This is a genomic window from Salsuginibacillus halophilus (genome assembly GCF_003014715.1).
Classification (GTDB): domain Bacteria; phylum Bacillota; class Bacilli; order Bacillales; family Marinococcaceae; genus Salsuginibacillus; species Salsuginibacillus halophilus.
Window position 1 is genome coordinate 153,581 of sequence record NZ_PYAV01000005.1, and the last position, 26,565, is coordinate 180,145.

Sequence of the window (26,565 nt, forward strand, 5' to 3'; positions counted from 1 at the left end):
GGGGGATGAAGCATGGCAGCAAAGCATAACAATACCGGCCTTTTGCGAATGACGTGGGAACATGTGCTGTTTATGCACTGGCCGGTACCATACGAAGAGATTCGTCCTTACGTCCCTGAATCACTTGAGCTTGATACGTTTCAAGGGCAGGCTTATATTGCGGTTGTACCGTTTGTGATGCGCTCGCTTACATTGACGCGTCTCCCGGTGCTTGGGCGTCTGCAGTTTCCGGAGCTGAATTTACGGACGTACGTCACGTATAACGGAAAGCCGGGTGTGTATTTTCTTCACTTAGATTCTGGCAGCCGGGTTGCAAATCGCATCGCCCGCCGGCTGTTTCACTTAAATTATCAAGATGCTTCTTTTCAGCTGCACCCTGGCCTGGATACATTCGCCCTTGATATGCGGCACCGCCGCCGCAACAGTGAAGCGGAGTTTGCCGCGCAGTACGGCCCGGCTTCGCCGATGTTTTCCGCCTTAAAAGGTTCGTTTAATGAATGGTGCACAGAACGGTACCGCTTCTTTTCTGTCTCGAACCGTGGTCACGTTTACGAAGGTGCCTTGTCCCATCCGGTTTGGCGCCTGCAGGAAGGAAGCGTGAATGTGCGGCGGAATACGCTATTTGAAGCGTTCGGCTTAACGCCGCCAATCGAGGATCCGCATGTTTTATACAGCCGCGGCGTTGTAGTCAGTGCAAAGCGGATCCGCCGCATCGATACATGAAGTGATCCTAGACCTCTCGAGTGGGGGGCAGAATGTAAACAAAGTATCAAACCTAAGATTCGCGCACAGCTTACTACTCCGAGCACCGCGAGCTGCCGAATTAAGAGGGTAATCACTGAATCATGAACGTAACCTTCACGCCAGACGGACGCTTTCCCGAGGGCTTGGCTTCAGCTAACTTGTTCGATTAAAAACCAATCGAACAAGTGGATCTTCAGCCTGCGCTTGATCCTCCGGGAGTCGACGTCTTTCGTTTCGATCACTTTTTATTTTTAGTATCATATGTCTATAGTTCGTTTAATTGTTAATAAAGTGTCGTTTTGAAACTGATTCATCATGATGCTCCTTGATCAAAATGATCTCTATCATTCATGACGATCAAATGACGCAAGGCTGACAAGCATCTGCGGCGACGCCACCAGGAACAACGCGAGCCGAAAATCCCGCAGGCAGCGGTTGTATGCCGAGGAAGTTGAGGAGGTACAAGCGGCTAAGAAGATACGGTGCGATCAAACGGTAGTGCAGATCAAACCGATGTCGCACTTGTGCCCTCCGGGTGCAAGCGTCCGCCGAAATGCAAAGTCATCCATAGGTAGTATTAATTTGAGACCTCCCGAGCGGGGGTCTTTTTGTATAGGAGAAAAGAGGAAGCGGCAAAATTGCGCATCATTCGAGCGCGGGTTAGAGCTGGATGTTATGATAGAGAAGGAAGACTGATAGAATGGAGTGAACCGCTTGAGTGAATATATTGCGCGCATTCAAAAGCTGAAACAAAACATTCAACAAGTCGTCGTAGGTAAAGACCAAGAAATCGAACTAAGCCTTGCAGCCCTTCTAGCCGGAGGTCATGTGCTGCTTGAAGACGTACCTGGTGTCGGGAAAACGATGATGGTGCGTGCCGTCGCGCAGTCAATCGGTGCTGAATTTAAACGAATTCAGTTCACACCTGATCTGCTCCCCTCTGACGTTACCGGGGTATCTGTATTTAATCAGAGAACGCAGATGTTTGAATACCGCGAAGGCCCGGTCATGGCAAACGTCGTCCTGGCCGATGAAATCAACCGGACGTCACCAAAAACCCAATCGGCGCTGCTAGAAGCTTTAGAGGAGCAAAGTGTTACAGTAGATGGGGAGACGAAGCGCTTGAAAGATCCGTTCTTTCTTATGGCGACCCAAAATCCGATCGAATACGGGGGGACTTATCCGCTTCCGGAAGCGCAGCTTGACCGGTTTTTATTTAAAATTAAGCTCGGTTATCCAAACCGTGAAGAAGAGCTTGAAGTTCTGAGCCGGACCGAAACGTCGCATCCGATTGAAACGTTAGAGCCGGTCGTATCGCTTGAAGACATTGCAGCGATGCGTGCAGAAGTCGAAAACGTTTATGTAGATGAAGCCGTAAAGTCTTATTTACTTTCCATTGTACGTGCCACGCGCACCAGCGATAAAGTCGAGCTCGGGGTGAGTCCGCGAGGGTCGATCGCTTTAATGAAAGCTGCACAGGCGTACGCTTATTTACAACACCGCGATTATGTCATTCCTGATGATATTAAGCAGCTGGTGCCTTATGTCCTGCCGCACCGGATGATGATGCGTAATGATTTATATGCGGGCAGCTTTTCCGAAGAAGAAGTGCTTCAAGCCATTTTAGCTGAAACGGCCGTGCCAGCCTCAAGCCGGCAGAAAGCAGCCTGGTAACGATGTGGCTGCGGTTAAGTTCGTATGTGCGCTGGGGCTTGCGCGCTGTAATTGCACTGCTTATTTTGGTGAGCTTATTTGCTTACGCCATGTTTCAAGGCGGTTTTGTAAGCTGGTTTTTATTTTACACCGTCTTGATCGTTTTTAGTGCGAGTCTCGTTTATATTAGCTATCCATTACGCGCAGTAACAGTAGAGCGTACGGTAGAGCGACCTTGGCTCATGAAGGGTGGGTCAGCTGATGTGACGATTCATATTTATAAACGATGGCTTTTGCCGCTGCCGTTTTTGATTATTGAAGATGCGATACCGGAAAACATGGAAATTGTTGAAGGCAGCCGCCGGCATATGACATTTTTAACGTTCCGCCGCCGTGCTTCTTATACGTACCGGGTGCAGAGCCTGAAGCGTGGCGAGGCAAAGTTTCAGCACGTACGTCTGCAGACGACGGACATGTTCGGCATTTGGCAGAAAGAACATTTTAAGCCGGTCGAAACAGAGATGATTGTGTATCCCAAGATCTATGAGCTTACAGGGGAGCTCGCCTGGACGCGGGAAGAAAACGAAACTCCGGTTTCCTCGCCGGAAGCGGCAGAGCGGACAATGTCAGTAGCTTCGGTACGTGATTATGAACCAGGTGACCGGATGACAAGCATTGATTGGAAAGTAACCGCACGTTCAAACAAACTTGTCACGAAAGAATTTGATGTGCAGGAAGGACAGCGGTACAGTATTTTAGTGCAGCCGAGGGGCCGGGAGCCAGAAGCGGTGGAAGCTACTGCTGCTGCGGCAGCTTCACTTGTACACAAGTTGTCAACACAGCGCAGTAATTTTACGTTATTTCCACTTAGTGATCTTGCAGAACATGTGATGCCTTCAGGCCGTGCGCCGCTTCTTCATGCAGCACTGCGTGAGCTTGCACGCCTGGACCAGGAGCTCACTTCATCGCCGCTCCCTGCTGGAAAAAGCTGGGCTGCTGGTGCGTGGGTATATTGCACCCCGTTGCTTGATGAAAAAATCATGCAGGATTTGCAGCAGCTTTTAAAGACGAAACAACCTGTTGTACTGTTGTATGCTTCAGGTCGTGAAGCATTGGCTCGAGAAGATCAAAGCCAGCTGGAAGCGTTCCGCCGGCAGGGCGGCCAAGTATGTCTGCCGGAATGGAAAGCCCCTGTGGCAGGACCTTAATGGAGGTGGCAAAAGCTACATGTCAACCCGGACGCCGAAACAGGCCGTCGTTTTTATGCTTGCATTTTTACTGTTAATGGAATGGCTCGTTCCACTGCCGGCAGTGACCGACACAGGGTTTATTCACATTTTTATGATCGTCGCTGCTATTTATTTTCTCATTATGTTTTTGCAGCTGCCAAACTGGCTTACCCTCTTATTAATGAGCGGTGTAACTTTATATGGCCTGCATCATATCTTTTTTCATGAACCGTTTTTAGGCGCAGCGTGGTGGCAGGTCGTTGCTGATGAATTTGTAGTCAACTATCAGCTCCTCATGAACGGTGCATTTATTGAAGTAACCGATTTTTTCCGCAGCTTAATGCTTCTTATTTTGCTTGCAATCATGAGTTACTTAATGTATTTTTGGGTGATTTATGTTCAACGCATTTTTTTCTTTCTTGCTTTAACTGTTGTTTATGTTGCGGTGATGGACACATTTACCGCTTATGATGCAACAGGTGCAATGGTGAGAATTGTGCTGCTTGGCTTTACCCTCCTTGCGCTGCTAAAAGCTTACCGCCTGACAGCGTCTGCAGCCCCGGGAGAGCGGGGGGCGCTGTTATTTCGATGGTCGCTTGGGGCGTTTGTTATCGTAGCAGCAGCCGTGCTTGCTGGTACGGCTGCACCTAAAGCTGAGCCGCAGTGGCCGGATCCTGTGCCATTTATTGAGAGTGCAGCTGGTATTGAGGGAGGCGGTGGTGGTCCTGGTGTACAGCGGATTGGCTACAGTACAGAGGACAGCCGCCTCGGTGGTGGTTTTGAAATGGATGACTCCCCGGTGTTTCAAGCAGAAGTCGAGCATACGGAATACTGGCGCGGAGAATCGTTAAATCATTACACAGGTCACGGCTGGGAGGAAAACCGCACCGTTGAAGAGCAGCCGGATTACACCTTGTATGAAGATGAAGTGGATACAGAAGCAGGGACGGCTGAAGTACAGTTTGCCGAGAACGTTTCCTATGATCCATGGTTTTATCCAGGTGAGTTTCAGCAGGTACTCAATTCTTCCGGGGAACAGGCTGAAGCGGATGGGTTCACCGGTGAGTTGAGAACCCAAGGAGGCGGCAGCGCACCTCCATCTTATACGTTAGGTTACGAAACGGCCTCGTTCCCGATCGAACGAATGCAGGAAGTTACGACAAATGAATCTGATCCGGCGCATGTAACAGAGCAGTTCACACAGGTGCCGGATACACTGCCGGATCGGGTGGCAGACTTAGCTGAAGAACTGACCGAAGACTATGATAACCGTTATGATCAAGCAAGGGCGGTTGAAGATTATTTAACAGGGCAAGAATTTGTGTATGACACAGAGAACATCCCGGTTCCAGGAGAAAATGAAGATTACGTTGATCAATTTTTATTTGAATCGCAGCGCGGGTATTGTGACAATTTCTCTACCTCTATGGCTGTTCTCCTTCGTACACTTGATATTCCAACGCGCTGGGTGAAAGGTTTTACACCCGGAGAAGAGGTTGATTACACGACAGAAACGACCACCCGTGAAGTTCGTAACGATAACGCCCACTCCTGGGTTGAAGTGTATTTTCCAGAAGTAGGCTGGGTTCCGTTTGAGCCGACCCCTGGGTTTTCTGATTCGTTCAGTTATGTGTACGAAGAAAGCGGCGAAAGTGAAGAAGAATGGGAGCCGTCTGAACCAGAGACACCAGAGTTCCCAGAAGAAGACGAAGAAGAGGAAGAAACTGAAGAGGAAGACACCGCAGAAGCAGCAGGAGAGAGCGGCGGCTTTAACTGGTGGCAGCCGGCACTGGCGGCGCTTATACTTGCAGGAGGGCTCATATACTTCCGCCGAAATCTCGTGAAGCTGTGGATGCGCCGGCGTTATCAATCACCGGGGAGAGGTGCCGGTTTTGTACGCTCATATGAAAGTTTACTCCGTCTATTACACCTCCTTGGCTGGAAGCGTGGACCGCACGAGACGCTTCGCGAGTACGCTGTGCGGATGGATGAAATCTTGGAAACAGACAGCTTGCGGACATTAACGGAGCATTACGAGCGCCAGTTTTACGGCAGGAAAGCAGACGAAGGAATGCCGGATCATATTGCTGAAGCATGGCGTGATGTAGTCGGCCGTGCCGGTGCTTGACCTTGGTCAAGCCAGGTGGTAGAATGTCGCGCATGTGGAGAAAATAAGAATCCTTCGTATATGCATAAGGATACGGCTTGTGCGTTTCTACCATTCACCGTAAATGAATGTCTACGAAGGCAGTAACGTCTGCGCAGGAAGGTGTCCTGCGACCGGCCGGGGTCTGCCTTCAATAGGTGGGACGCCGGCGTTTTTTGCCTTATTTTGAAATTCTGAAAAAAGGTGATCCCGGTTGCTTTTTACACATTCAAGCCGGTATGATGATTGAAATGCCTCTGACCACGCTTTGTTTGAGGTGGGACATTGAGAGAACAATTCTGTTGTGTTCTTGAGGCGCTTCTGCAGAAAGCAGTGTACTTATGGAACAATAGATTAAATCCGCCGGAATAAAACCCGGTGCTGTGAAGGTGGTAATGAGATGGAAAATGTAAATGAAACCATTGTTGTGCTAGACTTCGGCGGCCAATATAATCAATTGATCGCCCGCCGCGTACGTGACCTCGGCGTATACAGCGAGTTGTATCCAAATACGGTCAGCGCAGAAAAGTTAAAAGAGATTCAGCCGAAAGGGATTATCTTCTCCGGCGGTCCAAACAGCGCATACGTTGAAGGTGCGCCTTCGTGCGACCCGGAAATTTTTGAGCTTGGGATTCCGATTTTAGGTATCTGCTATGGTATGCAGCTCCTCGCTCACCAATACGGTGGCAAAGTGGAAGCAGCAGAGCAGCGGGAGTACGGGAAAGCTTTGATCAGTGTAGAAAATGAATCTGCCCTTTACGAAGGTATGCCGCATGAGCAGAGTGTGTGGATGAGCCACGGTGATAAAATTATTGAACCGCCGGAAGGGTTTCAAGTGGATGCGACCAACCCGAACTGTCCGGTCGCCGGCATGAGTGACGCAGCGCGTGGTTTGTACGGTGTGCAATTCCACCCGGAAGTACAGCATACCGATCACGGCGATACATTCTTGAAAAACTTTGCGTTTAATGTTTGCGGCTGTGACGGCGAATGGACGATGGAAAACTTTATTGATATTGAAGTCGCAAACATTCGCGAAATGGTCGGTGACCGAAATGTACTTTGTGCTTTAAGCGGCGGCGTGGACTCATCTGTTGCTGCTGCCCTTGTACACCGGGCAATTGGCGATCAGTTAACATGTATGTTTATTGATCATGGTTTGCTGCGTAAGGGTGAAGCAGACAGTGTCATGGAGACGTTTGGCGAAGATTTCAACATGAACTTAATCAAAATTGACGCGAAAGACCGCTTCTTAAACAAACTAGACGGTGTATCCGATCCGGAAGAAAAGCGGAAAATTATTGGTAATGAATTCATCTACTTGTTTGAAGAAGAAGCACAAAAATTAACGAACATGGACTTTCTTGCGCAGGGGACGCTTTACACCGACATCATTGAAAGTGGAACAGATACAGCACAAACCATTAAATCCCACCATAATGTCGGCGGTCTCCCGGAAGATATGCACTTCAAGTTAATTGAGCCGCTGAATACGCTGTTTAAGGATGAAGTGCGTAAACTTGGTACCGAGTTAGGTGTGCCTGATGAAATCGTTTGGCGTCAGCCGTTTCCAGGGCCTGGCCTTGGCATCCGGGTGCTCGGTGAGATTACTGATGAAAAGCTTGAGATTGTTCGCGAGTCTGATTGGATCCTTCGCGATGAGATTCATAAAGCAGGCCTTGACCGCGAGATTTGGCAGTACTTCACGGCCTTGCCGGATATGCGCAGTGTCGGTGTGATGGGTGATGCCCGTACGTACGATTATACCGTCGGAATTAGAGCGGTAACGTCAGTCGATGGTATGACTTCTGACTGGGCACGGATTCCGTACGATGTGCTTGAAAAAATTTCGACGCGGATTGTGAACGAAGTTAAGCACGTGAACCGCGTTGTGTACGATGTGACGAGCAAGCCGCCTTCGACCATTGAGTGGGAGTAGTTTGCGCTTCGGGTGTAAAAGCGAATAAAAAATATATTTTTTGATAATAATGTTCGGTTTTAGTTGACGCAGTCTTTCGAATTCTGCTAGAATCGCACTAGTTCGACATCAAAACATTCGAAAGCGTATAATCGCGATAATAAGGTTCGCGAGTCTCTACCAAGCCGCCGTAAATGGCTTGACTACCTGGCGCTGCGTTACATTAAGAAATTATTAGGCGCAGTATGACTTTTCATTAACGAAAAGGCTTCAGGTAGCATTTGACCTGAAGCCTTTTTTAGGTAGCAGAGAGCTTTCGTTGTACAGCAGAAAGAGAGGGGCTTACAATGAAGCAGTATTTTCAGTTTAGAGAGCATGAAACGTCGACAAAGCAGGAATTTATGGCCGGGCTGACCACGTTTTTATCCATGGCTTATATTTTATTTGTGAACCCGACCATTTTAGCTGACGCAGGTATGGACGAAGGTGCCGTTTTTACCGCAACCGCGTTGGCTGCAGCACTTGGAACTTTGATTATGGGTGTGCTTGCCCGTTATCCGATCGCGTTAGCACCAGGCATGGGCTTGAATGCGTTTTTCACATACACCGTCGTTATTAATATGGGTGTTCCTTGGGAGATCGCATTATTCGGTGTGTTTTTATCTGGTATCATCTTTATTGTGATTACGTTATTAAAAATTCGTGAGCTCATTATTAATGCAATCCCGGCAGAATTAAAATATGCAGCTGCCGCAGGTATTGGTTTGTTTATTGCTTTTATTGGTTTGCAGGATGCAGGATTGGTTGTTCCTTATGAAAGTACAGCGGTAACGTTAGGTGAAATGACAAATCCTACAACTTTATTGGCTGTGTTTGGCTTATTAGTGACTGCAATTTTAATTGTACGCGGCTATCAAGGTGGTATTTTTTACGGCATCTTATTAACTTCAATCGCTGGAATTATCGTTGGTTTAATTGATATGCCGGATCAGGTCGTAGGTGCGGTACCGAGCTTAGCACCAACCTTCGGCGCGGCGTTTACAGAGGTTGCTTCAGTTGAATGGTCAACGGCCCTCATTCTACAGCTGCTCGTCGTTGTATTAACATTTTTATTCGTCGACTTTTTTGATACAGCAGGAACATTGTATGCAGTAGCCAATCAGGCCGGTTTTGTCAAAGATAATAAGCTCCCGCGGGCCGGGCGTGCATTGATGGCTGATTCGACAGCATCTTCGCTCGGGGCTGTACTTGGTACGTCAACAACAACAGCTTATGTTGAATCGACAGCTGGCGTTGCTGCCGGCGGTCGGACTGGGTTCACATCGGTAGTGACTGCAGGTTTCTTCCTCCTCGCGCTCTTTTTCTCTCCGCTACTTACGGTTGTCACAGCTGAAGTGACAGCGGCTGCGTTAATTATCGTTGGTGTGTTCATGGCTTCATCTTTGCGTTTCATTGATTGGAAGAGTTTCGAAGTTGCGCTGCCGTGCTTCCTAACAGTAGTCGCAATGCCGCTTACCTTTAGTATTGCAAACGGAATTGCGCTAGGGTTTATCTTTTATCCAATTTTAATGGTACTCAAAGGTCGTGGCAGAGAGCTGCATCCGATCATGTATGTACTCGTGATTATATTTGCGGCATACCTTGGCTTTTTGAGCGAGTAATAAAGAAGCGAAAACAGGCTGCGATGCATTTGCATTGCAGCCTGTTTCGTTCGTTTTAGGGAGGAGACGCTCTATTTTAGGGTGTGCGAGCTCCAACTTGGGCGAGGGATTAGCTTGCTTGTTTGTGTGTGTATGCTTGTTTTGCAACTTCAGCTGGTGTTTCAGTGTTTTCGGTGTCATCGCTGGTTTCGGTATCAAGTTGTTGGGTGTTCTTCTGCAGATCGTTAGCTGTAGATGTAAGTGTTTCAACAGCTGAAGCTACCTGATCCATGGCTGCATTTTGTTCTTCGGTTGCAGCTGCGGCATTTTGCGCGGTTGCTGCAGTTTTAGACGCGATGGCAGCCGTTTCTTGAATGGCTTCTTGTAAAGGTGTGCAACGATTGGACATTTGCTGAATATAGCGTTCAACGCTTGAAGCTTGGTCGTTAATTTGATATACCGTTGAAGATAGTTGTTCAAACTCACCGCCGGCATTTTCAACGTGTTGAATCCCAGTGCCGACAGCTTCGTGTCCATCGTTCATTGCAGCTTTTGAATGCTTGACGCCTGCTTGAATCTCTTGAGCCAAACGGGTGACATCTTCGGCAGAGTGATTTGACTGATCGGCAAGTTTTTGTACTTCACCGGCGACAACAGCAAATCCTTTTCCATGTTCACCGGCGCGGGCTGCTTCAATAGACGCATTTAGTGCGAGTAAGCTTGTCTGTTCTGCAATGGTTGTAATCTGAGTAATGATTTCTTCAATTTCTTGTGACTTATTGCCAAGGTTATCAATGGTATGTTCGATATTTTTCGTTCGGTCTTGGATGGTCTGCATTTGTTCAACAGCTGCTTGAATGACTGAGCGACCATGGCCTGCTGTATGGCTGGCAGATGCTGTTGCCGCTTGGACGTCGGCCATTTTCTCTGTCGTTTCATTCATCCCATTTGTAAAGGTTTCCGTTGTCTTCGCTGCATCCTGCAGGCGTTCGTTTTGGATCTCTGCCCCTTCAGCAATGTCTTGGACCGATGCTGAAATTTGCGTTGAGGCTTCGGTGGTTTCGTATGCACGCTCGGCGAGCACCTCACTTGTCGTGGCAACATGTGAGGTGCTTGTTTGAATGTCGTCCACCATTTGTTTCATGTTATCGGTCATTTGGGCAAAAGCATCGCGCAACTCGCCAATTTCATCCCGGCTGTGATGTTGAGTGATTGTAACATTCAAGTTTCCGCCAGCAATGTCACTTGCAGCAGTTGCAAGGCGGCGCAGCGGTGCGGTCGTGCGCCGTGCTGTAACGATCCCGGTTGTAAGTGCAGCTAGAAATGTGACAGCTGCAACGATGAGGGCTGTCGTTTGGCCGCGGCTTACTTGGGTCTCGATCGCTGCTTGTTCTTCAGCCGCGTAAGTATCCAACCATGATTGAAATTCATCAAGCAGTTCGTTCATTTCATTGTCCAGTGGAAATACAGCAGCATTGGCCAGACCAAGCGCTCGATCACGATCTTCAGCAAGTGCTGATTCCATAGCGAGCCAATACTGTTCATTTAAGTCTTCAATATCAAGCAGTAACGCTTCAGCTTCATTCGCTGTGTTTAAATTTTGGGCGTTTTGAATTGCCGTTTGGATGTCGGATTGAGCGTCTTCCACTTCTTGAATGTGCTCGTTGTCACCGGTCATTAAGTAGCTTCGGAGATGACTACTCTGGGTAATATGACTCGTTGCCATTTCAGCTTCATAATGGTTGAGGCTGTTAATTTCATTGTGCAGATAATCATGGGCATCGTTTGTTTCATAAATCGTATAAAAAGCAATAACTAAGGCCGTGCCGAAGCCGAGCGCTGTAGCAGTGAAAGCGATGGTAAGCTTCTTTTGTAGTGACAGTCCCCGCATGAAATTCGCTGCTTGTCCGGTTAAACATGCAAGCAGCGTCACACCTCCTTAAAATCGTATTTGAAATTCAATTTATTTAAAACTTTAGAACTAAACATAGCAACCTAGATTATACAAAGAGGGGTCAGTTATAATCAAATAGGGTTTATCCTTGTAAAATCAGGATATAGCAAAGCTTCAGCATCACAGCTTATTGTTACGCCATTTCACGGCTCTTCAGCCGGGCTGAATCGACTTATTCCGCGGTGGAGATGTTACAAATTTTCCCGGATTGGTTGTTGTGGGGTCCAAATTACGTAAACCGCGTAGACTGTAGACATCTAAACTTCACGCACAGCTTACTGCTTTGAGCCGCCGCATAAAGAGGATAAAAACCGAATCATGAACGTAACCGAAACGAAAGATGGACGTACTCCCAAGTAGGCTCCAGCTAACGATACACTTCCACAAAGGATCAATATTTTTCGGTGTCAGGCACAAAAAAGCGTGCGAGACACCTAGCCCAAGTAATAAATAAAGAGCGGGTGACAAGCATCGGCGGTGACGCCACTAGAAATAGCGCGAGTCAAAATCCCGCTGGCAGCGGTTGGTCTGCCGAGGAAGTTGAGGCCGTGATGGGGGCTAAGAAGACACGGTGACTTCAAGCGTAAGCGTAGATCAAACCGATGTCGCACTTGTGTCCTCCGGGTGTAACTGTCCGCCGAAAAGCAAAGTCAGCTTTTGTTTGTCTACACGCTGCCGCGTTTCTTTGATAATTTTTACTGCAGCTTATTGACGAATAACATCAGCTTTGATAAATTTATAAATGTCGCTAACATTTTGTATGGGGCCATAGCTCAGTTGGGAGAGCGTCGCGCTGGCAGCGCGAAGGTCAGGGGTTCGAGCCCCCTTGGCTCCACCATAATCATTTAATTTCATACAAGTAATTCTACAACGACACGGTTCCGGCATTTAGCTTGCGGCTGTGTCGTTTTTTGTAGCTTTAAATAAAAGCATTGACAGCAAGGGCTGTGCAGGATAAAATACACTCGATTTCGAGGAGGGCTTGCGGTGTACGTAACGATGATGAAAAGTAAAATTCACTGTGCAAAAGTGACTGAGGCTAACTTGAACTATGTTGGCAGTATTACAATCGATACAGACATTTTAGATAAGGTCGATCTTCTTCCAAATGAGATGGTGCAGGTCGTCAACAATACAAATGGTGAGCGTTTAGAAACGTATGTGATTGCAGGAGAGCGTGGGGGACGTGATTTCTGCTTGAACGGAGCAGCAGCCCGCCGCTGTCAGGTTGGTGATGAAATTATTATTATTGCTTACGGGCAGATGGAGCGCGGCGAAGCTTCAGAACATGAGCCGAAAGTCATCTATATGTTTGATCACAACACAAATTATGAGATGCTTTCAGGGACGGAAAACGAGCCGTTTCGAACAAAAGAAGAGATGACAAGGTTAAGCTGAATGTGATAAACACCGCCGTGCAGTTGAGCGCGAGCGGTGTTTTTTACGTTGTTTCTGCAGGCGCATAGGCGGGTAAAATAAGTAAATAAGAAGATCAAGGAGGCGTTTTACTGTGATGTATTTACTTGCTATTCTCTTGCCACCTGTAGCTGTGCTAATTGCAGGCAAACCTTTTCAAGCTGTGTTAAACTTAATATTAACATTAATTGTATGGATTCCGGGGGCTGTGCATGCGGTTCTCGTTGTTAAAGACCAAAAAGATGAGGAACGGATGAAGCGCCAGGCAAAGTATATGTCAGATTCCCGGCATTAGTTAAAAATATCCGGGCTGAGGTGTGAGGTAAAGCTGCCGTTTTGAGGCGGCTTTTTTACGTACAATGAAGGTGGTGGCTTACATGATTGAAAGGCAGACGAAGGCGTTTTGGCGCGCAGCAGTGGCACTTGCTTGTTCCAGCATATTTATTTTTGCAACTGTATATTACCCCCAGCCCTTGCTGCCGTACTTTACCGAAGAGTTTTCAATTTCTTCGGTGGAAGCAGGGTTATTAATTTCTTTGCCGTTGATTGTATTGGGGCTTTCTTTTTTTATGTACAGCGGCTTAACAGACGCTTTCGGAAGGAAAAATGTCCTCATGGCTTCGGTGATTGCCGGCTTGCTTGCGACGGTACTCATTGCTTTTAGCCCCGGGTTTTGGACGATGTTGATTTTACGGATGGTGCAGGCGGCGGCCTTAGCTGCTATTCCAGTAACGGGGATGGCTTATATTAGTGAGGAGTTTACACCGCGGGCATTAGCAGTTGTTGTAGGGATTTACATAAGTGCAAACAGTATCGGTGGTATGGGTGGCAGGTTCTTAAGCGGCGTGACGGTAGACGCCCTCGGGTGGCGCGGGTCATTTCTTTTGCTTGCAGCTGTAAGCATTGTCCTGCTCTTTGTCATTTGGCGGCTGTTGCCATCTGCGCAAGAGTTTCAAGCAAAACCGTTTCGTTTTAAGCGTTTGACGGCCGATCATTTGGAGCATTTAAAGAATAAGCAGCTGCGCGCAGCTTATATGGTTGGCGGCCTGCATTTCTTTTTGTTTATCGGGATTTATAACTATATTACGTTTTACTTAAGTGCACCCCCGTTTTATGCAAGTGCAGCACTGCTTGGGCTGCTGTTTTTAACATATGCTGCAGGAACTGTATCTTCCACGATGGCCGGCAAAGCTGCGCAATGGATTGAAAAACCCTCTGTTATGGCGATCGGTATGGTCTTTATGGCAGCAGCGCTTTTATTAACGCTCATACCAAATCTTGGTGTCGTCGTGATTGCTTTATTGTTATTAAGTTTCGGATTCTTTTTAGCGCATTCAAGTGCTACAGCATTTGTGGCAGAACATGCGAAAGGGAAAACGTCGAGTGCTTCCGGCATTTATTTGTCGAGTTATTATTTAGGTGGCGGTCTTGGCAACTTTTATTACGGTGGTTTATGGGAGTGGTTTCTTTGGCCGGGAGTCATTGCAGGATCGTTTATTGTTTTAGCTGTAACGAGCGGTTATGTGTTGCGACTGCACCGTTCAGTGCAACCGGAGGACCTGCGTAAAGGAGCTTAGAAAGCTGTTAAACATGTACGTTAAATCCCTTCGTGCAAGTTGTCATCTTTTCGTATAAAATGATGGTAACGTTTGCATTGTACAAACCTTTTGAATCATTGAAAATCTCATCAAAAAAGAAGAACGTAAGTGGTGAACATGTTGAGTTTTATACAAAAACTTCCGATTAAATGGAAGATTACTGCCTTATCATTTGGTATCGTAGCGTTTTCTTTAGTGATGCTTGGCATCGTACTGCTCGGTTACGCTTCGGATATGAAAGAGGATGAGCTCCGGCAGCAGGCGATTGTGAGCGGTCAGACGGTAGCACAGGATGCTGATGTTCAACAAGCACTAAGTACAGGGGCTGACCGGGATGTTGTGCAGAGGATTGCAGAACAGACCCGCATGATTAATGATAATGACTATATTGTTGTATTAAATATGAACCGTGTGCGCCTGTCGCATCCGATAACGCAGCGCATTGGTACGTTGTATGTAGAGGATGACGCAGACGCTGCTTTTTCAGAACATTTGTACACAAATAAAGCATCTCATGAATCCGGGGTAACTGTACGTTCCTTCGTCCCGGTGATCGATGATGATCGAGAACAAGTCGGCGTCGTTGTGGCTGGCAATGTCCTGCCGACACTTTGGGAGTTAATGTATGATTTTAGACATGCGGCTTACCTTGTGGCGTTAATGATCGCCGTGTTTGGCGCATGGGGTTCTTGGATGCTTGCTCACCATATTAAAAAGCAGACGTTTGATATGGAGCCGGAGGAGCTTGCGCGGGTTTTAATGGAGCGTAAGGCAACGTTTAATGCGATTCATGAAGGTGTCATTGCAATTGATGGTGCGGAGCGGATTACTGTAGCCAATGAAGTGGCAAGAGAAATGTTAAATATTCAAGGGAATCCGGAAGGGAAAAAAGTGCATCATGTACTTCCGGATACACGTCTGCCGGAAATTGTTCAGCATGAAGAAGCCGTTTATCAAAAAGAAATATATATCCAAAACCGGCTTGTGTTAAGCAACCGTATCCCGATTAAAATGAATGGAAAAACTGCTGGAGCAGTTGCGATATTTCAAGATAAATCGGAGGTTGATCATCTCGCCCGGGAGCTGACAGGTGTACAGTCATTTGTAGATGCACTCCGGGTACAAAACCACGAGTATTCCAACAAGATGCATACGATTGCCGGTTTAATTCAAATGGATGAAAGTAAAAAGGCGCTTGATTATATCTTTGAAGTAACGAGCGAAGAAAATGAGCGTACGCACTTGTTAAAACAACGCATCCATGATGACAGTATTACCGGCCTTCTGCTTGGGAAAATGAATCGTGGAAAAGAGCTTGGTTATGAAGTGGTACTCGACAGCCGCTGTTTTTTTGAGCAGTGCCCGGAAGGCATGACCACACATGATGTGGCCGTTATACTCGGCAATTTGATTGACAATAGTTTTGATGCCCTCGAATCGGTTGAGCGTGATGATCAACGCGTAAATGTTCTGTTGTTTCAAGATGAATATGAGCTTGTGATTGAAGTTAGCGATACAGGAAGCGGTATACCTGAAAAAGTCCGGAATTGTTTGTTTGAGCGGGGTGTGACGACCAAAGGCTCCGAAAAAGAACGGGGGATCGGCATGTTTTTGATCCAATCAATTGTTGAGCGGATAGATGGTCATGTTGAGGTGCATTCAGAGCTATATGAAGGTACTGAAATTACAGTTGTACTTCCAATGGGGCGGGGTGGCTATCATGAGCAAAGCAGTATATCCTGATCAGCGTCTGCAAGTGCTTTTAATCGAAGATGATCCAATGGTGCGCGAAGTAAATAAAATGTTTGTCGATAAGCTTAATACTTTTGAAGTAGCAGCTACTGCAGAAAATGGTGAAGAAGGACGGGAAATGCTAGAGGTTTACGAACCTGATCTCGTGTTGCTGGATGTATATATGGCGCATGAAGATGGCTTGCAATGTTTAGAAAAGCTGCGAGCAAGTGCGTATGATGTAGATGTCATTGCGGTAACAGCGGCTAATGATACAAATACTGTTAAGAAACTGCTCCGATTTGGAGTGGTGGATTATGTAGTTAAGCCATTTACGTTCGAGCGGTTAAAACAGGCATTGGATCAATACGTAGAGCGAAGACAGCAATTAAGTGATGAGAAAGTGACCCAGAAAAAAATTGATGATTTAATTTATGAAAGTGTAAGGCCTGATAGCGCCGAGCGTATAAACACGCTTGAACTGCCAAAAGGCATTCAACGCAAGACATTAAATCAAGTCGTACAATATATGAATACACTAGAAAACGCGTTATCAGCAGAAGAAGTTGGAGAGGCGGTAGGGTTAGCACGTGTAACGGTTCGCCGTTATTTAAGCTACCTTGAAGCGCAGGGAGACGTAGAAATGGATATGCATTACGGGCAGGTCGGCCGGCCGATTCAGTTATACCATTTAACAAAGCAAGGCATACGGTGGTTATCATGAAAAATTTGATCGCAATTGTGTCGTTTGTCTGTCTCGGAATTATCGCATCCATTTATGTTGGTTTTGGTCAGCTCACCCCGGCGGCTGTTGATTCGAATGATCGGGAGCTCGATGGTTTAAATGAAAAGTACGTACTCGACTTCACCCATATTGTTGCGGAAAATACACCAAAAGGAAGGGCGGCTGTCCGCTTTGCACAAAAGGTGGAAGAGAAAACAGACGGTTGGGTGGAAGTGAATGTTCATCCGAACGGCCTTCGGTATGAAGCTCAAGAAGAATTTGATGCACTGCAAAACAATCAAGTTGACTTTATAGCTCCTGCTTTTTCGGAAATTGCTGTTCGGGATGAATCTTGGATGATTATGGACTTGCCATACGCCTTTACAGATTATGATGAAGTTTCAAAAGCTTACGAAGGAAAGATTGGGGAAAAGCTGTTTGAGTCTATCGAAGCCAGAGGGTATAAACCGCTTGATTTTTGGGATAATGGCTTTAAACAGTTGACGAATGATGTTCATCCAATTGAAGACCCTCAAGATATGAGTAATTTAAGTTTTCGCGTCATGCCGAGCGAAGTGTTAAACGATACAATGAATCAGCTGGGGGCAGCGCCTGAAAACGCGCCGTTTAATGAAGTGTATTCCATGTTAAATGAAGGTATCGTTGATGGCACAGAAAACACCCTTTCTAATATTTATTCGAAAGGCTTTTATACAGAGCAAAAGTATTTAACGAAATCGAATCATAACTATTTAGGCTATGCTGTACTTATGAATCCAACAACGTGGCGAACGCTGCCGTCTGATTATCAAAGTTCAATCCAAGAGGCAATGGATGAAACCACGGAGTGGCTCGAAGGCTACGCTCAAACGATGAATGAAGAGATGAGTACACGGGTGACAAACGCTTCAATTAAAGTGACGAGATTGACTGATTCAGATATCGAAAAGTGGCGGCAAGAGCTGCAGCCTGTTTATAACCGTTATCGTAATGAAATTGGCCATGAATTAATGTTTGAATTAGAGAAAATGCATGAAGATGAGTTGGGATATTGAACGTAACCAACACTATCGACGAACGCTTTCCCGAGGGCTTGGCTCCATTCTCTGGGAGTCGCCGTCTTTTGTTTCGGTCACTTTTAGTTTGTTGGATCACTTATAAAGCATTATCATGAAACGGATTCATGTAGCAATTGTCTTGATCAAAAAGGTCCTAATAATTCATGTACAGCAAATAACACAAGGCCGAAAAGCAACGTCGGCCTCCGTTTTTCTTGAAAGTTTGTCTACACACAGCATCGCCGATTTGTTCGGTGATGTTTTTTTGTGACCAAAAAGAACAAAAAGACCATTACGTACAAATAAAGACAGGCACATGTAAACGCTTTAAAATCTGAATTGTTAGAAAAACACACAAAGCAAGGGAGAGACAAAGATGAAAAAATTTCTAAGATACGGCATGTTAACGGCAGCGACAAGTGCATTAATTTTTACAACAGCATGTGGGGATGAAGAAGCAGGAGGAGACGAAGCATCCGGCGCAGATGAAGGTAGTGAGGAATCTGCCGGAGAAGATGGTGGAAGTGCAGATGTTGATTATCAAGATTATCCAGATAACGTTGTGCTTGGTACAGCCTCACAAGGTGGTACGTACTACATTTACGGTGGTGGTCTAGGTTCACTGCTTGAAAGCCAATTGGATGTTACCGCTAACGTAGAAGTTACAGGTGGTCCGGTACACAATATGCAGCTCACAGAAGCAGGTGACCAAGATCTTGGAATGATTACTTATGGCCCAGGATATGAAGGTGTTACAGGTACAGGTGAATGGACCGGTGGTGAAGCGCATGAAGATGTACGCGTCACGTTCCCAATGTATGATACACCTTTCCACTGGTGGTCGTTGGAAGGCAGCGGTATTGAGTCAGTCGATGACCTTGATGGGGAGCGTGCAGGTGTAGGACCTGCCGGCGGTACTTCCGGCACGTATCTTCCGCTCATTCACGATGCTCTTGGGCTCGATGTTGATAACGTGGAAGCTGGCGCCAGTGATATGGCAAGTCAGCAGATGGACGGTCAGTTGGATGCGATCGGATTTGCAGCCGGAATCCCAATTTCTGCGGTAACTGAGGTTGAAAGTCAAGAAGATATCACTTTCTTCGGAGTTGACGGAGAACAACGGGATCAAATCATTGAGGAATATCCATTCTTTGATGAATTTACAATCCCTGCTGATACGTACGACCAACTTGATGAAGATTTAGAAACGGTCGCGATGTTTAACTTCGGGGTCGTGCATAAAGAAGCGAATGAAGAGTTCGTTTACGATATGGTCAAAGCGTATCACGAGAATCAAGACACAATGATTGATACACACGCAGCTGCTGAAGAAGCTGACATTGAAGCTATTACAGAAAACGAAGATCTTCCAATGCACCCAGGGGCGCTTCGTTACTATGAAGAAGAAGGGGTAGAATTGCCGGATGAAGTTTATCCGGAAGAGTGGGAAGGTTAAGCAACGTCTCATGGTTAGAAGCTGTGCTGGTGATACCACTGGCACAGCCCCTGCTAATAAAAGCGGCGTTGGACATTGAAAAAGAATGGCACGGGTTCTTTTTGAATGCCTGACGAGAAAGTGGATAGGAGCATAAAGGAGGAAAATGATGAAGAATGGGACCAAGACAACGAAGACGAGTGAAGAAGAAGGCCTCCTTTCGGAAGAAGATTTAAAAAAAGCTGAAGAGGGCGGCGGAGATGATTCGAGTACGAGGTTTTTGTCAGGATGGATAAAATACGCATTTACAATTATTGCTGTGATCGGTGCATTGTATCACCTTTATATTTTAAACTTTAACCCGATTGAACCTTGGGTATTTCGGACAATGCACTTAGCGTTTGGTGCAATCCTCGGATTTCTTTTGTTTAAAGGTGTGAAATCAGGATCTAATAAAGTAACAATTATGGATTGGCTTCTAATAGCTGCAACGATCTGGGTGACTTATTACATTGTTTCAAACGTTTCGGAGCTATTGTTCCGCTTTGGTGTCAGTCCGCAGCCGATGGATACGATCACTGCTGCGATCGGGGTGTTCATTGTTCTTGAGTTAACGCGTCGCACAAGTGGCTGGACGCTTCCGATTTTAGCAGGCGTGTTTATTTTGTACGTTTTTGCAGGTCCTTGGATGCCGGGGATTTTCAATCACGGAGGTTATTCATTTGAGCGCTTTGTAACTTACATTTTCGGTGTAGATGGTATCTTTGGTGTAACTTTAGATGTATCTTCAAAGTATATTTTATTATTCATTATTTTCGGTGCTTTTCTGCAGATGTCAGGGGTCGGACGGTATTTTATCGACTTTTCCTTTTCACTTGCTGGAGGCATGCGCGGAGGTCCGGCAAAAGTTTCGGTTCTTTCAAGTGGGTTAATGGGTATGATGAATGGAACATCAGCCGGTAATGCTGTAGCGACAGGGTCATTAACGATTCCTCTTATGAAGCGGGTTGGCTATCAAGGCCGGTTTGCAGCGGCTACTGAGGCAACAGCTTCTGCCGGAGGACAGGTTATGATTCCAATTATGGGTGCTGGCGCTTTCATTATGGCGGAAGTTACACAGATTGCTTATGCCGAAATTATTGTTGCGGCAACAATCCCTGCTTTACTCTACTTTTTATCCGTTTTCTTTATGGTGGATTTTCAAGCACAAAAAAGCGGAATGCGCGGGTTATCACGTAAAGAGCTTCCTTCATTAAAAGGTGTGTTTAAGCAAGCTTACTTATTTGTGCCGGTCATTTTGTTAATTTATTTACTGCTCTCCGGATTTTCGGTCATTTATTCCGGTTCGGTAGCTATTGTTGCTTGTATGGTGATCAGCTGGTTTACAAAAGAGCACAAGATGGGACCAAAACGGGTGATCGAAGCTTTAGAAACCGGTATGAGAAATACGATCCAGCTTTTGGCTGTTTGTGCTTGTGCCGGCATTATTGTTGGTGTACTCGCTCTTACTGGTGTCGCACAGCGCTTCAGCTCTTTAATACTCGGCATTGCTGATACGAATATGCTGCTTGCCCTCATTTTTGCTATGGGGATCTCAATCCTTCTTGGTATGGGTATGCCGACGACAGCAGCTTATGCAGTTGCAGCTTCGGTTGTAGCTCCAGGCTTAATCAGTATCGGTGTTGAAACATTATTTGCTCACATGTTCGTCTTTTACTTTGCGGTAATGTCGGCGATTACGCCACCGGTGGCTTTGGCAGCTTATGCAGCTGCAGGTGTCGCTGGCGAAGACGCCTTTAAGACCGGGGTACAAGCCTTTAAGCTCGGAATTGCCGCCTTCATTGTGCCGTATATGTTTATTTACAGTCCGGAGTTGATGCTGTTTGGTTCAACTGGAAGCATTGTTCTAGCTGTAGTAACCGCGGCTATCGGCATATACTTTCTTTCTTCCGCTGTTCAAGGCTGGTTTGCCGGCAAGTTATCAAGCGCTCTCGTGCGCGTGCTTCTTATTGCCGCTGCGATCAGCATGATTACAGCTGATTGGATGTTTGATGTGATTGCGCTTGCTATTGCGGCTGCGGCCTTTATGATCCAAAAAGTTAAGAAGCCGACAACATTAGACAAAGACAAAGTTGAACAAGAAGCTTCGTAATTAGGCGTCAGGGGCAGCATTTATCTGTCGAAAAAGTTTATTGAAAGCTTCCGCCGGCAGGAAAACTTAACTCGCTTTTAAAACGAACTTTATCTATACGCACAGACTGCTTCATAATTGGAGCAGTCTCCTTTTTTGTGCACACCTCCTTTCGTTTTTGACGCACAATGATTATAATAGATAAGATGCAGAGATGCGGAAAGAATACAAAATAAAGCAAGGTATATAAAGAATGGCATGCAGAAAGGAGGCAGGACGCTCGCCTGAGAAGGAAGAGCGGACGCGAATCATGAAGAACGAAAAAGCTGTTGTTGTGTTCAGCGGCGGGCAGGATAGTACAACTTGCCTCTTTTGGGCGATTGAAAACTTTCAGGAAGTATATGCAGTTACTTTCTCATATGGACAGCGTCACGATACAGAAATCGAAGTTGCAAAAGAGATCACAAAGGATCTCGGTGTGACGCATGATGTACTAGATATGTCACTGTTGAATCAACTCGCACCAAATGCGCTGACGCGTTCGGATATCGATGTAGCTGAGGGTGAAGAAGGAGAGCTGCCGACAACATTTGTGGACGGGCGGAATATGCTGTTTTTCACGTTTGCCTCGATTTACGGCCGGCAGCGTGGCGCAAAGCATATTGTAACTGGTGTGTGTGAAACGGACTACAGCGGGTATCCAGACTGCCGCGATGTGTTTACAAAGTCCTTAAATGTGACGTTGAACTTGGCAATGGATGATAACTTCGTTGTGCACACCCCATTAATGTGGCTCGATAAAGCAGCAACTTGGAAGCTTGCAGATGAGCTAGGCCGGCTTGATTATGTGAAAAATGAGACCCTTACATGCTATCACGGGATCCGTGGTGATGGCTGCGGGGAGTGTCCGGCATGTGAACTGCGCCGGCAAGGTTACGAACAGTATATGGAAGAGAAAAGGGCGGATGCTTAATGCTGCAGCAATTTTATCCGCAAGTATTTCACGATTATCGTTACGAATTAAATAAAGATATGAACTTAGCGGCTGCTCACTTTATTCCAGATGCAGAGGCCGGCGTATGCCAGCAGATGCACGGGCACACGTACTTTATCAATGTAACAATTGTCGGTGATGAGCTGGATCGCACAGGTTTTCTTGTGAATTTTAAAACGCTAAAAGAAGAAATTCATAAGCGGTATGATCATTCACTCCTTAACGATCACGAAGCGTTTGCCGGAGATCAACCGGATACAATTCCAACAACTGAAGTTGTAGCAGCGCAAATTTGGCAGCAGGTGGATGCATTGCTTGCAGAACGACCAAATCGTCCGTACTGCCTGCAGGTGCTTGTGCGTGAAACGCCGACAAGCTATGTAACGTACCGGCCGAAAAAGGAGGACCACCGCTGATGAAAAAGATTCCGGTGCTTGAAGTTTTCGGACCGACGATTCAAGGTGAGGGAATGGTCGCTGGACAGAAAACGATGTTTGTACGGACAGCAGGTTGTGATTACCGCTGTTCGTGGTGCGATTCTGCGTTTACGTGGGACGGGTCTCAAAAGCCGCGCATGCTTACAGCTGAAGATGTAGCTGAAGAACTTGATGAACTCGCGCCGAACAATTATGGTCATATTACCATTTCCGGCGGAAATCCGGCGCTTCATGCCGGCATAGGCGGGCTTGTTGCGCTTATGGCTGAACGAGGGGTCGGAACGGCTGTAGAAACCCAAGGGTCGGTATGGCAGGATTGGATGCTTGAGGTGGATGAAGTGACCGTTTCACCGAAGCCGCCAAGTTCAAATATGACGACCGACTGGGAGCAGCTTGATCATTATATGAATGCGCTCGGGGCAAGGGAAACCAAGCGGCACAGCTTAAAAGTTGTCATTTTCAACGAAACGGATCTTGCGTATGCAAAGACGGTTCACTTCCGTTATCCTAACGTACCGTTTTATTTACAGGTTGGAAATGATGACTTAAGTACAGCTGATGATTTAAAGCTTCGGGACAGGCTGCTTGCTTCCTATGAGTGGCTGGTTGAACAGGCCGCAAGTGATCCGGATTGGAATCAAGCCCGGGTGCTGCCGCAGATTCATGCGTTACTGTGGGGAAATAAGCAGGGCGTTTAAGAAAGGATGAACGAGCAATGAGCGGAAGAAAAGATGATGAACTACCAAGTGTTTCTCACCTAGGGAGTGAGCAGACGACGTACACTTTTGATTACGATCCGTCTTTACTGGAGACGTTTGAAAATAATCACCCAAATCGGGATTATGTCGTAAAATTTAATTGTCCGGAGTTCACGACCTTGTGCCCGAAAACCGGTCAGCCTGACTTTGCGACGATTTATATCCGCTATATTCCTGAAGTGAATATGGTAGAAAGCAAGTCGCTGAAGTTGTATTTATTCAGCTTCCGCAATCACGGTGGTTTTCATGAAGATGCGATTAATACAATTATGAATGATTTAATTGATTTGATGGATCCGCGTTTTATCGAAGTGTGGGGTAAATTTACCCCGCGCGGCGGCATTTCCATTGATCCTTACGCTAATTATGGCCGACCTGAGACAAAATATGAACAAATGGCAGAGCAGCGCTTGTTGTATCATGACTTGTATCCTGAAGCTGTCGATAACCGTTAAAGAAAAAGAAAGCTCGTTATGCTGTAGGAAGGCATAACGAGCTTTCTTTGTGGTGTGCTTCACATCTATTGAAAATCCAGGGATTGCGGCGGATTTGTAATTCGGAAATAAGTGGAATTCTTATCTGAATCTTTGTTGTTTACAAACGTTTTGAAAAGTTTTAGAATATTGGAGTCTGTGCAAGAGCCTCCGCCAAATGCGGGTGCCTCGGGCTGTAGAAAAACTTTCAAGAAAAGCGGAGGCTGACGTCGCTTTTCGGCGGACGCTTGCACCCGGAGGGCACAAGTGCGACATCGGTTTGATCTGCGCTAACGCTTGGTCGCACCGTGTCTTCTTAGCCCCCGTCACGGCCTCAACTTCCTCGGCAGAAAGTCACTGCCTGCGGGATTTTCGGCTCGCGCTGTTCCTGGTGGCGTCGCCGCCGGTGCTCGTCAGCCTTGCGTCATTTGATGGTCATGAATTGTAGAGAGCCTTTTGGTCAAGTGATATTTAGATGAATCAATTTCATAATGACGCTTCATGAGCGATCAAGCGAACCATATCCAATGGAAATCCTTAATGATCAGTTAACTAACAAGTAACCGAAACAAAAGACGGCGACTCCCAGAGGATCAAGCGCAGGCTGAAGATCCACTTTTTCGAATGGAAATCAATCGAAAAAGTTAGCTGAAGCCAAGCCCTCGGGAAAGCGTCCGTCTGGCGTGAAGGTTACGTTCATGATCCGGTTTTGCCTCTTAATAGGGAAGCCCGCGGCGGTTGGATCCGTAAGTTGTGAGTTAATGTTAAGTTGTGTAGCTTGTCTACACGCTGAGAACACCCGCCAAATGCGGGTGCCTTTTATTTGTATACGCGATATTAACAGAATTTTTCACACATTTTAGGTTTCCATCTGTAATGAGATGAATATTGTGTCGTCATTGATCTAAAATAGGCAAGAACCCCCCACTTCAAACAGCTCGCAAAAGCATTAAATGGTGGGGAGTTCAAAAAGGAGAGAGAAAACGATGAACCATGTATCAAATAAAGATACGTTTTTTATTGGGTTAATGTTGTTTGCGCTTTTTTTTGGTGCAGGCAACTTAATCTTTCCACCCTTTCTCGGGCAGGAAGCTGGCAGTAACTACGGACTTGCAATTATTGGTTTTGTTGTAACCGGGGTAGGCCTGCCTGTGCTTGCAATTATCGCGATCGCCATGACGGGTAAGGGCTTCGAGAATATTGCCAAACGGGTGAATCTGCCGTTTGCTATTGCATTTACAATGGTTCTTTACTTAGCTATTGGACCTTTCTTTGGCATTCCGCGAGCCATGAATGTCGCTTATGAAATAGGAGCCATGCCGTTTTTACCTGAAACAAATGAATGGGTTTATTTACTGACTTATTCCTTTGTGTTCTTTGCCATTGTATATTGGTTAAGTTTAAATCCATCCAAGCTTGTCAAACGTGTAGGGTACATTTTAACCCCTGCGCTTTTACTTGCAATTTTCTTTATGTTTATTGGCACTTTGGGACAAGGTGAGCAAAGTTCGACGCTTTCGCCTTCGGAGGAGTATGCAGCTCATCCTTTTTTCCGTGGCGTTATTGAAGGCTACTTAACGATGGATACAATTGCAGCTCTTGCCTTTGGTTTAGTAATCATTATGATGATTCGCGACCGGGGCGTTATGGATCAGCGTTTAATTGCCCGTACAGCTGGGAAGGCCGGCATTGTTGCTGGTATTAGTCTAGCTGTTGTGTATATGGCTATTGGTTGGTTTGGTGTGAAAAGTGGACCAATCGCGACGTTTGAAAATGGTGGGGAAATCTTAACCTTTACTGCGGAACAAGGATATGGCCTGTTCGGTGTTATTATTCTCGCTATGATTGTAACGCTTGCGTGTCTCACAACGTGTGTAGGGCTTGTTACTGCATGCGGTGAATACTTTGAAAGAACTGTTCCGAAGGCTTCATACAAATCAGTGGCACTTATCGTAACGAGCGTAAGTTTAGTTATAGCTAATGCTGGATTAAATGCAATTATTGCGTTTTCCGTTCCAGTACTGGTAGCCATTTATCCAATTTCGATTGTACTCATTGCATTAACGTTTATTCATGCAGTTAAGCCGCTTTATAAAGGCCATTATGCAGGTGTTGTTATTGGTACATCCATCATTAGTCTGCATGACGGTTTAGCCGCAGCAGAGCTTGTACCAGCTGTGTACACGGAACTTGTCCATGTGCTGCCATTTGCAGCGGTGGATTTTGCATGGGTAGTTCCTGCAATCTTGGGCGGTGTGATTGGTCACTTTATCAGCCGCCAGCCAGCAGATTGTAAAGAAGAAGTATAAGTACCTAATGAAGAATATGAAATAATTAGTCACCGCAATGGTCAATGTTTGAATCTAATGTGATCAATGATACCTCAGCGTTATTTCAGACTTGTTGCAAGGTGACGGAAATACCGGCGCCACATCCAAAACACCCGTGCACGTCTAGGCTCTTTATCTTTCACTTGCGTTTTTACAGCAAATTGCATATGTTCAAGGAAGAACAATCAATGGTGGG

At 46.2% G+C, this 26,565-nt stretch carries 20 protein-coding genes, 1 tRNA gene and 2 riboswitches; of the genes, 20 read left to right on the forward strand and 1 reads right to left on the reverse strand.

From position 1 onward, the window contains the following. The first annotated feature begins 12 nt into the window (after positions 1–12). The 6 genes from B0H94_RS05880 (at position 13) to B0H94_RS05910 (ending at position 9,351) form a co-directional block, all read left to right on the forward strand. Positions 13–723 carry a YqjF family protein gene (locus tag B0H94_RS05880; RefSeq protein WP_106588320.1) on the forward strand — a complete coding sequence of 237 codons (711 nt, stop codon included), beginning with the start codon at positions 13–15 and terminating at the stop codon, positions 721–723. 735 nt (positions 724–1,458) lie between these two features. After that, a complete protein-coding gene (locus B0H94_RS05890) occupies positions 1,459–2,418 on the forward strand; it encodes an AAA family ATPase (protein ID WP_106588322.1) in 960 nt (319 codons plus the stop codon). A gap of 2 nt (positions 2,419–2,420) precedes the next feature. Further along, complete coding sequence (locus B0H94_RS05895) at positions 2,421–3,605, forward strand: DUF58 domain-containing protein (protein WP_106588323.1); 1,185 nt, start codon at positions 2,421–2,423, stop codon at positions 3,603–3,605. Positions 3,606–3,624: 19 nt separating this feature from the next. Continuing rightward, a complete protein-coding gene (locus tag B0H94_RS05900; RefSeq protein WP_181315286.1) occupies positions 3,625–5,754 on the forward strand; it encodes a DUF4129 domain-containing transglutaminase family protein in 2,130 nt (709 codons plus the stop codon). 34 nt (positions 5,755–5,788) lie between these two features. After that, positions 5,789–5,888, forward strand: a riboswitch (purine riboswitch). Positions 5,889–6,172: 284 nt separating this feature from the next. Beyond that, positions 6,173–7,711, forward strand: a complete 1,539-nt coding sequence (gene guaA / locus B0H94_RS05905) for a glutamine-hydrolyzing GMP synthase (RefSeq protein WP_106588325.1) — start codon at positions 6,173–6,175, stop codon at positions 7,709–7,711. Between the two features lie 106 nt (positions 7,712–7,817). Further along, positions 7,818–7,916: riboswitch (purine riboswitch) on the forward strand. Positions 7,917–8,037: 121 nt separating this feature from the next. After that, positions 8,038–9,351, forward strand: a complete 1,314-nt coding sequence (locus B0H94_RS05910) for an NCS2 family permease (RefSeq protein WP_106588326.1) — start codon at positions 8,038–8,040, stop codon at positions 9,349–9,351. Between the two features lie 109 nt (positions 9,352–9,460). Here B0H94_RS05910 and B0H94_RS05915 read toward each other — a convergent pair whose 3' ends face one another. Next, the gene (locus B0H94_RS05915; protein WP_106588327.1) at positions 9,461–11,263 is read right to left on the reverse strand and encodes a methyl-accepting chemotaxis protein; all 1,803 of its coding nucleotides are present in this window, start codon (positions 11,261–11,263) and stop codon (positions 9,461–9,463) included. A gap of 783 nt (positions 11,264–12,046) precedes the next feature. Here B0H94_RS05915 and B0H94_RS05920 point away from each other — a divergent pair. From B0H94_RS05920 to brnQ, 14 genes are all read left to right on the forward strand, one after another. Next, positions 12,047–12,122, forward strand: a tRNA-Ala gene (locus B0H94_RS05920). A gap of 149 nt (positions 12,123–12,271) precedes the next feature. After that, positions 12,272–12,682 carry an aspartate 1-decarboxylase gene (panD, locus tag B0H94_RS05925; RefSeq protein WP_106588328.1) on the forward strand — a complete coding sequence of 137 codons (411 nt, stop codon included), beginning with the start codon at positions 12,272–12,274 and terminating at the stop codon, positions 12,680–12,682. 112 nt (positions 12,683–12,794) lie between these two features. Further along, positions 12,795–12,995 (forward strand): YqaE/Pmp3 family membrane protein, encoded by a 201-nt coding sequence (locus B0H94_RS05930; RefSeq protein WP_146139929.1) that lies wholly within the window; start codon positions 12,795–12,797, stop codon positions 12,993–12,995. 82 nt (positions 12,996–13,077) lie between these two features. After that, complete coding sequence (locus B0H94_RS05935) at positions 13,078–14,277, forward strand: MFS transporter (protein ID WP_106588329.1); 1,200 nt, start codon at positions 13,078–13,080, stop codon at positions 14,275–14,277. Between the two features lie 141 nt (positions 14,278–14,418). Beyond that, on the forward strand, positions 14,419–16,041 hold the full coding sequence (locus tag B0H94_RS05940; protein WP_106588424.1) for an ATP-binding protein: 1,623 nt from the start codon (positions 14,419–14,421) through the stop codon (positions 16,039–16,041). After that, positions 16,019–16,753, forward strand: a complete 735-nt coding sequence (locus B0H94_RS05945) for a response regulator (RefSeq protein ID WP_106588330.1) — start codon at positions 16,019–16,021, stop codon at positions 16,751–16,753. The genes B0H94_RS05940 and B0H94_RS05945 overlap by 23 nt, the downstream gene beginning before the upstream one ends. After that, positions 16,750–17,808 (forward strand): DctP family TRAP transporter solute-binding subunit, encoded by a 1,059-nt coding sequence (locus B0H94_RS05950; protein ID WP_106588331.1) that lies wholly within the window; start codon positions 16,750–16,752, stop codon positions 17,806–17,808. Before B0H94_RS05945 ends, B0H94_RS05950 begins: the two co-directional genes overlap by 4 nt. Positions 17,809–18,187: 379 nt before the next feature. Beyond that, entirely contained in the window at positions 18,188–19,267 is a 1,080-nt protein-coding gene (locus B0H94_RS05955) for a TAXI family TRAP transporter solute-binding subunit (RefSeq protein ID WP_106588332.1), read from the forward strand. 148 nt (positions 19,268–19,415) lie between these two features. Beyond that, positions 19,416–21,398 carry a TRAP transporter permease gene (locus B0H94_RS05960; RefSeq protein ID WP_245893919.1) on the forward strand — a complete coding sequence of 661 codons (1,983 nt, stop codon included), beginning with the start codon at positions 19,416–19,418 and terminating at the stop codon, positions 21,396–21,398. 289 nt (positions 21,399–21,687) lie between these two features. Beyond that, positions 21,688–22,350, forward strand: a complete 663-nt coding sequence (gene queC / locus B0H94_RS05965) for a 7-cyano-7-deazaguanine synthase QueC (protein ID WP_106588334.1) — start codon at positions 21,688–21,690, stop codon at positions 22,348–22,350. Continuing rightward, positions 22,350–22,787: a 6-carboxytetrahydropterin synthase QueD gene (gene queD, locus B0H94_RS05970; protein ID WP_106588335.1), complete on the forward strand. Its 438-nt coding sequence runs from the start codon at positions 22,350–22,352 to the stop codon at positions 22,785–22,787. Before queC ends, queD begins: the two co-directional genes overlap by 1 nt. Continuing rightward, positions 22,787–23,506 (forward strand): 7-carboxy-7-deazaguanine synthase QueE, encoded by a 720-nt coding sequence (gene queE / locus B0H94_RS05975; RefSeq protein ID WP_106588336.1) that lies wholly within the window; start codon positions 22,787–22,789, stop codon positions 23,504–23,506. Before queD ends, queE begins: the two co-directional genes overlap by 1 nt. Positions 23,507–23,523: 17 nt before the next feature. Continuing rightward, complete coding sequence (gene queF, locus B0H94_RS05980; RefSeq protein WP_106588337.1) at positions 23,524–24,021, forward strand: preQ(1) synthase; 498 nt, start codon at positions 23,524–23,526, stop codon at positions 24,019–24,021. Between the two features lie 1,004 nt (positions 24,022–25,025). Continuing rightward, complete coding sequence (brnQ, locus tag B0H94_RS05985) at positions 25,026–26,348, forward strand: branched-chain amino acid transport system II carrier protein (protein ID WP_106588338.1); 1,323 nt, start codon at positions 25,026–25,028, stop codon at positions 26,346–26,348. Positions 26,349–26,565: the final 217 nt, after the last annotated feature.

What these genes read in the sequence shown, in the direction of transcription:
- B0H94_RS05880 (WP_106588320.1), top strand. Translation starts at nt 13, where the DNA reads ATGGCAGCAAAGCATAACAATACCGGCCTTTTGCGAATGACGTGGGAA.
- B0H94_RS05895 (WP_106588323.1), top strand. Translation starts at nt 2,421, where the DNA reads ATGTGGCTGCGGTTAAGTTCGTATGTGCGCTGGGGCTTGCGCGCTGTA.
- B0H94_RS05900 (WP_181315286.1), top strand. Translation starts at nt 3,625, where the DNA reads ATGTCAACCCGGACGCCGAAACAGGCCGTCGTTTTTATGCTTGCATTT.
- guaA (WP_106588325.1), top strand. Translation starts at nt 6,173, where the DNA reads ATGGAAAATGTAAATGAAACCATTGTTGTGCTAGACTTCGGCGGCCAA.
- B0H94_RS05910 (WP_106588326.1), top strand. Translation starts at nt 8,038, where the DNA reads ATGAAGCAGTATTTTCAGTTTAGAGAGCATGAAACGTCGACAAAGCAG.
- B0H94_RS05935 (WP_106588329.1), top strand. Translation starts at nt 13,078, where the DNA reads ATGATTGAAAGGCAGACGAAGGCGTTTTGGCGCGCAGCAGTGGCACTT.
- B0H94_RS05945 (WP_106588330.1), top strand. Translation starts at nt 16,019, where the DNA reads ATGAGCAAAGCAGTATATCCTGATCAGCGTCTGCAAGTGCTTTTAATC.
- B0H94_RS05950 (WP_106588331.1), top strand. Translation starts at nt 16,750, where the DNA reads ATGAAAAATTTGATCGCAATTGTGTCGTTTGTCTGTCTCGGAATTATC.
- B0H94_RS05955 (WP_106588332.1), top strand. Translation starts at nt 18,188, where the DNA reads ATGAAAAAATTTCTAAGATACGGCATGTTAACGGCAGCGACAAGTGCA.
- B0H94_RS05960 (WP_245893919.1), top strand. Translation starts at nt 19,416, where the DNA reads ATGAAGAATGGGACCAAGACAACGAAGACGAGTGAAGAAGAAGGCCTC.
- queC (WP_106588334.1), top strand. Translation starts at nt 21,688, where the DNA reads ATGAAGAACGAAAAAGCTGTTGTTGTGTTCAGCGGCGGGCAGGATAGT.
- queD (WP_106588335.1), top strand. Translation starts at nt 22,350, where the DNA reads ATGCTGCAGCAATTTTATCCGCAAGTATTTCACGATTATCGTTACGAA.
- queE (WP_106588336.1), top strand. Translation starts at nt 22,787, where the DNA reads ATGAAAAAGATTCCGGTGCTTGAAGTTTTCGGACCGACGATTCAAGGT.
- queF (WP_106588337.1), top strand. Translation starts at nt 23,524, where the DNA reads ATGAGCGGAAGAAAAGATGATGAACTACCAAGTGTTTCTCACCTAGGG.
- brnQ (WP_106588338.1), top strand. Translation starts at nt 25,026, where the DNA reads ATGAACCATGTATCAAATAAAGATACGTTTTTTATTGGGTTAATGTTG.